This is a genomic window from Mycolicibacter heraklionensis (genome assembly GCF_001021505.1).
Taxonomy (GTDB): Bacteria; Actinomycetota; Actinomycetes; order Mycobacteriales; family Mycobacteriaceae; genus Mycobacterium; species Mycobacterium heraklionense.
In genome coordinates, this window is sequence record NZ_LDPO01000005.1 from 238,669 (window position 1) to 249,610 (window position 10,942).

14 protein-coding genes and 1 pseudogene are annotated in these 10,942 nt (G+C 67.4%); 7 read left to right on the plus strand and 8 right to left on the minus strand.

Translation table 11 applies throughout. The features are described from left to right. Window positions 1–54: 54 nt before the first annotated feature. Window positions 55–777, plus strand: a complete 723-nt coding sequence (locus ABW16_RS09235) for a response regulator transcription factor (RefSeq protein WP_047318893.1) — start codon at window positions 55–57, stop codon at window positions 775–777. After that, on the plus strand, window positions 774–2,216 hold the full coding sequence (locus ABW16_RS09240; protein ID WP_047318844.1) for a sensor histidine kinase: 1,443 nt from the start codon (window positions 774–776) through the stop codon (window positions 2,214–2,216). The genes ABW16_RS09235 and ABW16_RS09240 overlap by 4 nt, the downstream gene beginning before the upstream one ends. Here ABW16_RS09240 and ABW16_RS09245 read toward each other — a convergent pair. From ABW16_RS09245 to ABW16_RS09265, 5 genes are all read right to left on the minus strand, one after another. Continuing rightward, a complete protein-coding gene (locus ABW16_RS09245) occupies window positions 2,188–3,048 on the minus strand; it encodes an SDR family oxidoreductase (protein ID WP_082134013.1) in 861 nt (286 codons plus the stop codon). The two genes, ABW16_RS09240 and ABW16_RS09245, sit on opposite strands and share 29 nt — an antisense overlap. Before the next feature lie 74 nt (window positions 3,049–3,122). After that, entirely contained in the window at window positions 3,123–3,767 is a 645-nt protein-coding gene (locus tag ABW16_RS09250) for a TetR/AcrR family transcriptional regulator (protein WP_047318846.1), read from the minus strand. Between the two features lie 21 nt (window positions 3,768–3,788). After that, window positions 3,789–4,934: an acyl-CoA dehydrogenase family protein gene (locus ABW16_RS09255; protein WP_047318847.1), complete on the minus strand. Its 1,146-nt coding sequence runs from the start codon at window positions 4,932–4,934 to the stop codon at window positions 3,789–3,791. A 3-nt stretch (window positions 4,935–4,937) separates the two neighbouring features. After that, window positions 4,938–5,672: an SDR family NAD(P)-dependent oxidoreductase gene (locus ABW16_RS09260; protein WP_047318848.1), complete on the minus strand. Its 735-nt coding sequence runs from the start codon at window positions 5,670–5,672 to the stop codon at window positions 4,938–4,940. A 24-nt stretch (window positions 5,673–5,696) separates the two neighbouring features. Further along, entirely contained in the window at window positions 5,697–6,491 is a 795-nt protein-coding gene (locus tag ABW16_RS09265; RefSeq protein WP_047318849.1) for an enoyl-CoA hydratase-related protein, read from the minus strand. Between the two features lie 430 nt (window positions 6,492–6,921). Here ABW16_RS09265 and ABW16_RS09270 point away from each other — a divergent pair, with 430 nt between their 5' ends. From ABW16_RS09270 to ABW16_RS09280, 3 genes are all read left to right on the plus strand, one after another. Continuing rightward, entirely contained in the window at window positions 6,922–7,560 is a 639-nt protein-coding gene (locus tag ABW16_RS09270) for a TetR/AcrR family transcriptional regulator (protein WP_082134023.1), read from the plus strand. 87 nt (window positions 7,561–7,647) lie between these two features. Continuing rightward, entirely contained in the window at window positions 7,648–7,821 is a 174-nt protein-coding gene (locus ABW16_RS09275; protein ID WP_047318850.1) for a CsbD family protein, read from the plus strand. 154 nt (window positions 7,822–7,975) lie between these two features. Then, on the plus strand, window positions 7,976–8,518 hold the full coding sequence (locus ABW16_RS09280; RefSeq protein ID WP_052956821.1) for an anti-sigma factor antagonist: 543 nt from the start codon (window positions 7,976–7,978) through the stop codon (window positions 8,516–8,518). 16 nt (window positions 8,519–8,534) lie between these two features. Here ABW16_RS09280 and ABW16_RS09285 read toward each other — a convergent pair whose 3' ends face one another. After that, the gene (locus ABW16_RS09285; protein WP_047318851.1) at window positions 8,535–9,032 is read right to left on the minus strand and encodes an aminoacyl-tRNA deacylase; all 498 of its coding nucleotides are present in this window, start codon (window positions 9,030–9,032) and stop codon (window positions 8,535–8,537) included. 203 nt (window positions 9,033–9,235) lie between these two features. On the opposite strand from ABW16_RS09285, the gene ABW16_RS09290 reads away from it, so the two are divergent. Then, window positions 9,236–9,904 carry a sigma-70 family RNA polymerase sigma factor gene (locus ABW16_RS09290; protein ID WP_412178191.1) on the plus strand — a complete coding sequence of 223 codons (669 nt, stop codon included), beginning with the start codon at window positions 9,236–9,238 and terminating at the stop codon, window positions 9,902–9,904. Beyond that, window positions 9,901–10,209, plus strand: coding sequence for a mycothiol system anti-sigma-R factor (rsrA, locus tag ABW16_RS09295; RefSeq protein ID WP_047318853.1), 309 nt, complete (start codon window positions 9,901–9,903; stop codon window positions 10,207–10,209). Before ABW16_RS09290 ends, rsrA begins: the two co-directional genes overlap by 4 nt. 126 nt (window positions 10,210–10,335) lie before the next feature. Here rsrA and ABW16_RS28100 read toward each other — a convergent pair whose 3' ends face one another. Together ABW16_RS28100 and ABW16_RS09300 are read right to left on the minus strand one after the other, a co-directional pair. Further along, complete coding sequence (locus tag ABW16_RS28100) at window positions 10,336–10,425, minus strand: 50S ribosomal protein bL37 (RefSeq protein WP_109519535.1); 90 nt, start codon at window positions 10,423–10,425, stop codon at window positions 10,336–10,338. Between the two features lie 201 nt (window positions 10,426–10,626). Beyond that, a pseudogene (locus tag ABW16_RS09300) lies at window positions 10,627–10,942 on the minus strand (hypothetical protein); the annotation flags it as partial.

Here is a 10,942-nt window from a genome sequence, read left to right on the forward strand (position 1 = left end):
GAAAGCTGCACCAGTTGGATGCCCAACGGGGCGTCACGGTGTTATCAATGGACCATGGCCGATTCCCGGTCCGCCGACCGTCGCGGCGGTACGCCCTTCAGCGTGGGGACGCCGCGGGTGCTGGTTGTAGAGGACTCCGAGACCATCCGTGAGATGGTCAGCGAGGCGCTGGCCGATGCCGGCTACCTCACCGACACCCAGCCCGACGGGCACGGGCTGGAGGAGGTGCTGGACGGCTTCCGGCCGGATCTGGTGGTACTCGACGTCATGCTGCCGGGGCGCGACGGCTTCGCGCTGATGGACGTGATCCTGCGTTGGGGCGAGGTGGGGGTGGTGCTGCTCACCGCGCGCGACGGCTTACCCGACCGGCTGCGCGGTCTTGACGGCGGCGCCGACGATTACGTGGTCAAGCCGTTCGAGCTGGCCGAACTGGTGTCGCGGGTCGGTGCGGTGCTACGCCGACGGGGCCGGTTGCCGGCTGCCGTGCAGTTCGGCGATCTGATGGTCGACGTCGACGCCGGAGTGGCCTCCCGGTCGGGCACCCCGCTGGGCTTGACCGCCACTGAGCTGCGAGTCCTGATCTACCTTGTCGAACAGCGAGGCCGCATCGTCAGCAGCGCACAGATCCTCAACGCGGTATGGGGTTATGAGGCCTACGACCCCAACCTGGTGCAGGTCCACATCAGCGGGCTGCGGCAAAAGCTCGAGGCGCACGGACCGCGGATCCTGCATACGGTGCGCGGGATCGGTTACCGGCTGGAACTTTCGGGTTCATGACCGCCACCCCCTCGCTACGGCGCCGGCTGACGGTGATGGTGCTGGCGCTGCTCGCAGTGCTGATGCTGGCGATGGGGCTGGTGATCAACGCCACCTTGACCGCGCTGGCAACGCGCAGCGTGCACGAACGGCTGGCAGCGGCCACGGCGCGAGCGGATTCCTTGGTGGCACTGGGAATCTCGGCTGAACAGATGTCGGAACAACTCAACGGCGGCATCATCGCCGCTCTGGTCGTCACCGCCGACGGCAGCAGCTACGGCGACCCCGCGATCGAGCCCGACGCCACCACCGGATCGAAGATTCCGGCTCCGCCACTGGAGCCCGACGACACCGCGACGGTCCTGGTACATCCGTTGGCCAACGGCGACCGGGTGATCCTGGTCGCCGACACCACCGAGTCCGATGAGACGCTGCGCAGATTGCGGCGCCTGATGATCGAGGCCGGCGTGGGGACCCTGCTGCTCGCATCGACGCTGCTGGCCGCCGCGAGCCGAGCGCTGCTCGCGCCGCTGGACCGTCTCACCGATCTCGCCCGCGACATCACCACCGGAGACCGGGGCCGTCGACTGCGCCCCGACCGCCCCAAGACCGAACTGGGCAGGGCTGCAGAAGCTTTCGATGACATGCTCGACGAGCTGGAGGACTCCGAGAAGCGGGCGCAGCGCGCCGCGCAGGGGGCGCAGCGAGCGGAAGCGGCGGTACGGCGTTTTCTCGCCGATGCTGCCCACGAGCTGCGCACTCCGATAGCGGGAATGCAGGCCGCCGCGGAGCAGATTGCCGGCAACGTCAGCGTGCATGTCGGCCCGTCCATCAGCGACGACGCAATCGAACCCGAAGTGCTTCGCCAGCATCGTCGCGCCAGCCTGCTGTTGACCGAGGCACGGCGGGCAACCCGGCTGGTCACCGACATGCTGGACCTGAGCTACATCGACGCGGGGCTGCCGCTGGAGCTCAAAGACACCGATCTGGTCGGCATCGTCGACACCCAACTGGATCGAGCCGCGCTGCTTGCCCCGCAACTGCGAATCGGGCGCACCGGCGTGGACTCCGTCACCGTCCGGGTCGATCCCACGCGGGTGGCGCAGATTCTGTCCAACCTGCTCGACAACGCGCGCCGCTACACCGCACCCGGCGGGCGGATCAATGTCGATGTCGGTCGAGACGGCGGTGGTGTCGCGGTGGTGGTCACCGACACCGGCATCGGTGTTCGCACCGAGGACGCCGAGCGGATCTTCGATCGGCTGGTGCGCCTGGACAGCGCCCGCGGCCGTGACCACGGCGGTGCGGGACTGGGGCTGCCGATCGCGCGGGCGCTGGCTGTCGCACACGGCGGGACGCTGACCTGTGTTCCGCACGACGGGGGCGCCTGCTTCAGGCTGGTCATCCCGACCGGTGGCGGCGGGGCCGGGGTCAGCTCTGCACGTACCCCGGCGGGTTGACGGTGTCGACCCACAGGTCCACGCCCAAGTCGCTGCCGGGCACGCAGTCATAGACCGACAGATCGGTGACACCGGAGTCCACGAGCACGTCCTCGCACAGCAGGGAGTTGCCGGTGTAGTCGCGGGCCGGCTTGGTCACGATGGCGTATGCGGCGTCGGCGTAGATCTCGGGGGTGCGGGACCGGGCCATCGCCTCGTCGCCGCCGAGCAGGTTCTGCACCGCGGCGGTCGCGATCATGGTGCGCGGCCACAGCGTGTTGGAGGCGATCCCGTGCCCGCGCAGTTCCTCGGCCATGCCCAGGGCGCACAGCGTCATCCCGAATTTGGCCATCATGTACGCGGTGGGCTTGAGCCATTGGGGCTCCAGCCGGATCGGCGGGGACAGGGTCAGGATGTGCGGATTCTCGCGGCCGATCATGTGCGGAATGCAGGCCTGCGACACCGCGTAGGTGCCGCGCACCTCGATGCCGTTCATCAGGTCGAAGCGCTTCAGCGGTACCTCGAGGATCGAACCCAGGTTGATCGCCGAGGCGTTGTTCACACAGATGTCGATGGCGCCGAACCGCTCGACGGCGGTGGCCACGGCACCGGCCACGGAGTCTCCGTCACGGATGTCGCCGACGATCGGCAGCGCCTGCCCGCCGGCCTCTTCGATCTCGGCGGCCGCGGTGTAGATCGTGCCGTCGAGCTTGGGGTGGGGCTCGGCGGTCTTGGCGATCAGCGCGATGTTGGCGCCGTCACGGGCGGCCCGCTTGGCGATCGCCAGTCCGATGCCACGGCTGGCGCCCGAAATGAACATGGTTTTACCGGAGAGAGGGCCTGAGTTGGGCATGCCTGTCAGCCTATGCCGCGGCGGCCACGGTGGTGGTGCTCCGGGGATGTTTTCGTCCCCGTATGGAGCCCGGGCTACCGGCCGGTGCCGCCGTCGCGGAGCAGCGAGTCGAGCGTGAAGCGCGTCTGCAGCCCGATGTACTCATCGAGGGTGTACAGCTCGCCGAAGTGCCAGCGTTTGAGGGCCCAGCCGTGTGCGAGCAGCATGATGTCGAAAACGATGAGGTCGACGTCGACGTCGTGGAACGCCCCGGCGGCGATCCCAGCCTCGATGACGGCGCGAAGCGGTGCGGCGCTCGCGATCTCGAGTTCCTTGATCTTGGTCCGCCCCGCCGAGTCCAGGGTGCGGCTCTCCCGGTAGGTCAGCACCACCGCGTCCAGGTTCTCATCGACGATCTCGATGTAGCGCCGGATACCGGCTGTCAACTGCTGGACGGGATCGTCGCCCGCGTCGGCGATGACGGGGGAGAGTTGATCGCTGAACGCGTCCTGGATCCGCACGATGGTCGCCAGCAGCAGATCTTCCTTGCCGGAAAAGTACTTGTAGATCAGGCCCACGCTCACGTCGGCCTCGGTGGCCAGGTCTTGCATCGACATCTGGTGGAAGCCGGTCTTCTGCATGACTTTGACTGCCGCATCAAGGATCTGGCGACGCCGCGAATCGGTCCGGGCCGCGCGTACCGCCTCTTCGACGGGCAGTTGGCCGTAGTCGATGGTCAAGGCGTGCTCCTATCGGCCAAATCAGATCCCCAGGTCCTTGGCGATGATCGTCTTCATGATCTCGTTGGTGCCGCCGTAGATGGTCTGGATGCGGGCGTCGACGAAGGCCCGCGATACCGGGTATTCGCGCATGTAACCGTAACCGCCGAACAGCTGCAGGCAACGATCCGCGGTGCGCACCTGCAGGTCGGTGGTCCACCACTTCAGCTTGGCGGCGCGGGCCGCGGTCAGGTCGCCCCGCAGGTGTTCGGCGATGCAGTCGTCGAGGAAGGTCCGCGCGACGTCGAGTTCGGTGGCGACCTCGGCGAGCACGAACTGAGTGTTCTGGAACCCCGCGATGGGCGAGCCGAACGCCTGGCGTTGCTTCACGTAGTCCAGCGTGTCGCGCAGCACGCCCTCGGCGGCCGCGACCGCGCCGACTCCCAACGACAGCCGCTCCTGCGGCAGGTTGCGGACCAGCTGATAGAAGCCCTGTCCTTCCTCGCCGAGCAGGTTTGCCGCTGGCACCCGCATGTCGGTGAAGGTCAGTTCGCTGGTGTCCTGGGCGTGCAGTCCGATCTTCTCCAGGTTGCGCCCGCGGTCGAAGCCCGGTGTGTCGGCCTCGACCACCAGCAGCGACAGTCCGCGGTGCCGGTCTTCCCCGGTGCGCACCGCGACGACGAACAGATCACCGGTTTGGCCGTTGGAGATGAAGGTCTTCGCGCCGTTGACGACGTAGGACTCGCCGTCGCGGCGGGCCGTGGTGCGGATGCCCGCGAGGTCGCTGCCGGCGCCGGGCTCGGTCATCGCGATGCCGAGCACCGTCTCGCCGGTCACCACCCCAGGTAGCCAGCGCTTTTGCTGCTCGGGGGTGGTGAGGTCGGTCAGGTACGGCAGCACCACGTCGTTCTGCAGGGAGAACGCGATGGCTTCGGCGGCCGCTCCGGCTCGCTGCAGTTCTTCGATCACGATGGCGTGGTAGCGGAAGTCGTGGACGCCCGGGCCGCCGAATTCCTCGGCCACCGGGAAGCCCAGCAGGCCCAGGCGGCCGGCCTCGGTGAACAGGGCGCGGTCCCAGCAGCCGGATCGCTCCCGGTCCTCGTGGGCGCCGACGACGCTTCGCCGCACGAATTCAGCGACCATCTCCCGGAACTGCCGGTGCTCGGCGTTGTACTCCAACGTGGTCATCGTTCAGCCCGCCATGGTCAGACCACCGCTGACGCTGATCACCTGACCGGTGATGAACGATGCGGCAGCGGAGGCGAAGAACAGCACCGGGGCGGCGACCTCTTCGGGCCGCGCCAGTCGTCGGAACGGAATTGCCTTGATCAAAGCCTCTTTCAGCTTCTCCGGCTGGGCCGCGAACAGCGGGGTGTCGGTCGGCCCCGGACACACGCAGTTGACGGTGATCGCGTGGCGGGCCATCTCCCGGGCCAGTGATTTGGTCAGTGCGATCACTCCGCCCTTGGCGCCGGCGTAGATGCTTTCGCCCGCGCTGCCGACCCGTCCGGCGTCGCTGGCCAGATTGACGACGCGTCCGCCCCCGCCTGCCGCGATCATCCCCGGCAGGAAGGCGCTGCAGACGTGAACTGGCCCGAGGTAGTTGATTGCCACCACCTTCTCGGCAAATTCCGTTGTGGCGTTGAGAAATTGGTCGGTCCGATCCCACCCGGCGGCGTTGACCACCACCGTTGGCACACCGATCTCGGCGTGCGCCCGGTCGCGTAACGCGTCGACCTGCGCGCGATCGGCGACGTCGACCGGCAACGCGGTGATGAGCTCGGGCTGCTCGGCGGCGGTGGCCTCGGCCGCAGCGAGGTCGAGATCGGCGGCGATCACCCGGTCACCTTGTGCGGCGAACGCCAGGGTGATCGCCTTGCCGATACCCGATCCGGCTCCGGTGACCAGCGCGAGAGAATTGCTCATGGATCAGTCCTGTCCTGGTCGGCGTCAGGCCGTGATGAACTGGCCGAAGTCGGCGGGACGCTTCTCGGCGAACGCCGCGGCGCCCTCCCTGCCCTCGTCGGTGTGCACGAAGATCTCCAGCGCCGACATCGCCATGTTGCTCAGGCCGGCCTGGTGGTCGGTGTCGGCGTTGAAGGACTGTTTGAGGAAACGCAGTGCGGTCGGGCTCTTTTCGGCGATCTCGGCGGCGACGGCCTTGGCCTCGTCGAGCAGTCGCTCGGCCGGAACCACCCAGTTCACCAGTCCCCAGCGTTCGGCGGTGGCGGCGTCGTACTGCCGGCACAGGTACCAGATTTCCCGCGCGCGCTTCTCGCCGACGACGCGAGCCAGGTACGCCGAGCCGAATCCGGCGTCGAAGGATCCGACCCGGGGGCCGGCCTGACCGAACTTGGCGGTCTCCGAAGCTATCGAGAGGTCGCAGAGCACGTGCAGCACATGACCGCCGCCGATGGCGACGCCGTTGACCGCGGCGATCACCGGCTTGGGCACATCGCGAATCAGCTTGTGCAGGTAGCCGATCTCGAACATGCCGCTCTCGGTGGGTCCGTAATCCCCGGTTTCGGCGCGCTGTTTGACGTCGCCTCCGGTGCAGAAGGCCTTCTCGCCGGCCCCAGTCAGGATGATGACCGCGACCCGGGTGTCAGCCCAGGCTGCCCGGAACGCCTTGACCATTTCCTCCACGGTTTGGCCGCGGAAAGCGTTATAGCGGTGCGGGCGGTTGATCGTGATGACGGCGGCGGGGCCGTCGACCTCATAGGTGATGTCTTCGTAGTCGGTCACGGGGCCTCCTGGGTGAGTTTGTATTCAGAAAGAATGAATGACAATTCAATTTCAGCGAATGTAGGTTCAGGTCCGGCGGTGCGTCAAGTGCTCGTCGCCTGGGTATTGAGCGAAGGCAGGGTGCGGTTGCATCGGTCCGATCAGACGAGGGAGCGTTTTCGGCCGGCGGGGACGGGCTTACGACGTAAACTCGCCCTCGGTGTGCGCCGAGGCTTGTGGTCCGCTGCGAGGCGGCAGGAATGACGACCACGCCTGGGAATTGCTGAGTCGGCTGGTCGTCCCGTCGGTGCGGTGAAAAGGGGTGGTCCACGTGGAAACCGATGATCTCGGTGCTCAGCGTCGGGCGGCCCAGGCCGAACTGTCCGAGGACACCGGTGGTCTCGACGGCCCGCGATCGTTTGCGCAGTTGAGCCGTGACGGGATCCTGGAAATGGCCATCGACTTCATCGATCGCCAGGGTCTGTCGAAATTGACGATGCGTGCCCTGGGCGCGGCGTGCGGGGTTGAGGCGATGGCGCTCTACCGCTACGTGCACGGCCGCGGCGACCTGCTCACCGGCGTCGTCGACCACATCATCGACCGGCTCTACGCCGATCAACTCGCGGCGCGGCGCCAGGAAGACGGCTGGCAGGACTACCTCATGCGGCTGGCACACGGAGTGCGTCAGATCGCACTCGATCACCCCGAGATGTTTCCGCTGGTCGCCACCCAGGCGCCGGAGGCGCCGTGGGTTCGGCCGCCGCTGCGCAGCCTGCGCTGGATGGAAAGCTTCCTCGATACGCTGATCTCCTACGGATTCGACGACGGCGCCGCGGTGGCGGCCTACCGCTCTTACACCACATTCCTGATCGGTCACCTGCTGTTGGAGGTGTCCGCGCGCGGCGCCGAACTGCACCCCGACGAGGCACTCCTTGATGACAGCGGCGAGCGGCCCGGGCGCGACCTGACCGACTACCCGCAGCTGAGGCGTTTGCAACCGATGTTGTCGCAGGACCGCAGCTCCGCCGAGTTCGAAGAGGCGCTGGAAGCCATGCTCGACCGACTCGAACTGCTGCTCGCCCGTCGCTGAGGCAATCGGCGCCACCTTCGACGTTTACGTTGTAAACAGCGTGGGTATGTGCCGTGTTGCAACGTCAGATGAGGGAGGAGCTGCACGATGGGACTGGCAGACAAGGCCAAGAACGCCGCACAGGACGTCGCGGGCAAGGCCAAAGAAGCCGCCGGCAAGGTCACCGGCGACGACGACCTCCGCAACGAGGGCAAGGCTGACCAGGGGAAATCCAGCCTGAAGAAGGCCGGCGAGAACATCAAGGACGCCTTCAAGGACTAACAAGCGAGAACGCCGCCCCGTGCGCCGACTGCGGCGTGCGGGGCGGCGGCGCGCTCGGGGTGGGGCGGGGCGGGCTGTGGTGGTGGGGCCATTCGGTGCGGTAGCCGCTGCGGCGAGGTTTACAACGTAAACCAACCGGCGTACCTTCGACCGCATGCTGTTCGGTTTACGGCGTAAACTCACCCGTTTCGCGGTTCGGCGCCGCGCCGGGACCGATTCGGAGTGGGCGGAAGCGGCTCGGATCACCGCGATGACGGCCGGTCGCTTTACTGCCGAGCATTGCGCGGACGAGGCGTTCGCCCCGGAGGGCCCTGCGGAAGACGAGTTGCACGTCCTTATGGAGCGTCGCGGCTCCGCACTGCTGGTCCACGCGGGTGGCAGCGTCGATGCGTCCAACGTCGCCGTCTGGCGCCGCCTGATCGGCGAGGCCGCCGAGGTGGCGACAGCTCCCGGACCGCTGATCATCGATACCAGCGGACTCGAGTTCATGGCAATCTGCGCATTTGCGGTGCTGGTCGAGGAATCGGCCGGCTGCCGACGACGCGGCATCAGGCTCTGCCTGGTCAGCGGCCAGCGCATCGCCGCCCGAGTGGTGGATGCGGTGGGTATCGATGCCGCATTGTCGTTCGCTGCGACGGTCGACGACATCCTCGGCGCCGCACCGCGTGACGATCCCGGCTCGGTCCGGGACGGCTGAACGGTGACGGCCCCGGTCAGTGGGCCTGAAGGTCGGCGGTGATCGCGCCGGTCAATCGGATCAGATCCGCGGGTGCCACCGCCACGTCCCAGCCGCGTTGCCCAGCGCTGCACAACACCCGGTCGAGGCCCAGCGCCGAGGCGTCCACCACCGTCGGCAATGCTTTGCGCTGCCCGAACGGCGAGATCCCGCCCAGCACGTAGCCGGTCGCCCGCTGCGCCGCCGCCGGGTCGGCCATGGCGGCCTTGGGCACTTCCAGCGCAGCGGCGACCGCCTTCAGCGACAGCTTCGCCGGCACCGGCAGCACCGCGACCGCCAGCCCGTGCGGGACAGCGACCACCAGCGTCTTGAAGATCTGCTCGGGCCGCACACCGTCCGGACCCGCGGCGGCAAGCTGCGCAACGGCTTCGGCTCCGAAGCCGCGCCGGTCCGGCTCGTGCCGGTAACGCAGCACCTCATGGGGCACCTGCGCCGCGATCAGGGCCGCGATAGCTCGGGTTGCCGCGCGACTCACCGCGCCAGGATACGGACCGGAAATAGCGCCATGGCCGACGCTGTTGAGTAAGGCAGTTCGTGTGGCCGCTGCGCCACGCCCTCGATCACGGCCCTAGGATCGGAAAGGAGTCGCCGATGTCAACGGCGATCGGTCTGCTGGAACGCGAGCTATCGGCTGGGCTGGTTGTGGGCACCGCGACAGAAGGGACAGCGGCGATCGAGATGGCTGACGGCGTGAGTGCGTCCGGTACCGAAACCGAAGCATCGACGGAGACAACGGCCCCGGTGCGTTCCGATGAGACCGACGAGCAGCTGACCGCACGGTTCGAACGCGACGCGATCCCCATGCTCGATCAGCTCTACGGCGGCGCGCTGCGCATGACGCGCAATCCCGCCGACGCCGAGGACCTGCTGCAGGAGACCATGGTCAAGGCCTACGCGGGGTTCCGCTCGTTTCGGGAGGGCACCAACCTCAAGGCGTGGCTATACCGCATCCTGACCAACACCTACATCAACAGCTACCGCAAGAAGCAGCGCACGCCCGCCGAATACCCGACCGACGAGATCACCGACTGGCAGCTGGCGGCCACCGCCGAACACTCCTCGACGGGTCTGCGCTCGGCGGAGGTGGAGGCATTGGAGACGCTGCCCGACACCGAGATCAAAGAGGCACTGCAGCAGCTTCCCGAAGAGTTCCGGATGGCGGTCTACTACGCCGACGTCGAAGGATTCCCGTACAAGGAGATCGCCGAGATCATGGATACGCCGATCGGCACGGTGATGTCGCGTCTGCACCGCGGCAGACGACAGTTGCGCAGTCTGCTGGCCGATGTGGCCCGCGACCGTGGATTCATCCGCGACGGCCAGGCTCCCGAGGAGGTGTCGTCGTGACCGAGCACCCGCGGGACTGCAATACGCCGCCGGCAGCCGGCGAAACCCACACCGATTGTTCCGAGGTGATCGCCGAAGTATGGACGTTGCTGGACGGCGAATGCACGGCCGAGACCAAGGCCAAACTGCGCCGGCACCTCGAGGAATGCCCGGGATGTCTGCGGCACTACGGTGTCGAGGAACGGATCAAGACGCTGATCGCCCGCAAATGCAGTGGCGACAAGGCTCCGTCACGTCTCTATGAACGGGTGCGGCTAGAGATCAGCCGGACCACGATCGTCCGGACGTTCCCCGCGGGGGACTAGGCCAAGTTGCGTGAGAAAAACCGCCCGGGCTCGATGAGCCTGGGCGGTTTTGTCGGTAAGCCTCATGCCTCGCGGACGCAGCCTGCCGTCGTCGAGCCGAGGTCGGGTCAGGTTGGCCGGCGAGGTTTATACGGACTTCGAGCCGCAGTTGGGTCGCTTGCCGTGGTTGGCTTTGCTGTGCTTACGATCGCGCTTCTTGCGGCCTCGCTTGGCCATGGTGGCTCCTCCTAGCAGACATTCCGGCTGATCAGTCTCTCACACGACGGGGTGTGGCAATAATCGCGCGGATGACCGGTCTGGGCGGGCCGCAAAATCACGGTCGACTATCCTTATTTTCGGACTTCTGATTCCTTCTTCGGACTTCAATCCGGCCGCGGCCGGCCGTCGGGCGAATCCGACGGCCGGCGCGCCGCCGCCTCAGTGCACGGAGAAGGTCCGTGCGCCCGCGAGAGTCTGCGGTACCAGCGCCGGCGGGGTCGGCGGGGCCGGCGGGGTCTCGAGCGCGGGCGTCCCCGCCATGGGGGTACCGGGCGGAGTCAGCGAACTGACGTCGGTCGGCATGATCGAACCCACCCCGGGCACCACGCGGTTGAGCATGCCGTTGAGCACCTGCAGGAAGGAGTTCGCGGCGTTCACGCCCGCCGCTGAGCTTCCTGCGGCCGGTCCGGGCATGCCCAGCGGGCTGGGGGTGCCCAGCGGGCTGGGCACGCCGAGTGGGCTGGGGGTACCGAGG

What these genes read in the sequence shown, in the direction of transcription:
- ABW16_RS09275 (WP_047318850.1), top strand. Translation starts at nt 7,648, where the DNA reads ATGGGACTGGCAGACAAGGCCAAGAACGCCGCACAGGACGTCGCGGGC.
- ABW16_RS09255 (WP_047318847.1), bottom strand. Translation starts at nt 4,934, where the DNA reads ATGACCACGTTGGAGTACAACGCCGAGCACCGGCAGTTCCGGGAGATG.
- ABW16_RS09290 (WP_412178191.1), top strand. Translation starts at nt 9,236, where the DNA reads ATGGCTGACGGCGTGAGTGCGTCCGGTACCGAAACCGAAGCATCGACG.
- ABW16_RS09260 (WP_047318848.1), bottom strand. Translation starts at nt 5,672, where the DNA reads ATGAGCAATTCTCTCGCGCTGGTCACCGGAGCCGGATCGGGTATCGGC.
- ABW16_RS09235 (WP_047318893.1), top strand. Translation starts at nt 55, where the DNA reads ATGGCCGATTCCCGGTCCGCCGACCGTCGCGGCGGTACGCCCTTCAGC.
- ABW16_RS28100 (WP_109519535.1), bottom strand. Translation starts at nt 10,425, where the DNA reads ATGGCCAAGCGAGGCCGCAAGAAGCGCGATCGTAAGCACAGCAAAGCC.
- ABW16_RS09245 (WP_082134013.1), bottom strand. Translation starts at nt 3,048, where the DNA reads ATGCCCAACTCAGGCCCTCTCTCCGGTAAAACCATGTTCATTTCGGGC.
- ABW16_RS09240 (WP_047318844.1), top strand. Translation starts at nt 774, where the DNA reads ATGACCGCCACCCCCTCGCTACGGCGCCGGCTGACGGTGATGGTGCTG.
- ABW16_RS09270 (WP_082134023.1), top strand. Translation starts at nt 6,922, where the DNA reads ATGGCCATCGACTTCATCGATCGCCAGGGTCTGTCGAAATTGACGATG.
- ABW16_RS09280 (WP_052956821.1), top strand. Translation starts at nt 7,976, where the DNA reads ATGCTGTTCGGTTTACGGCGTAAACTCACCCGTTTCGCGGTTCGGCGC.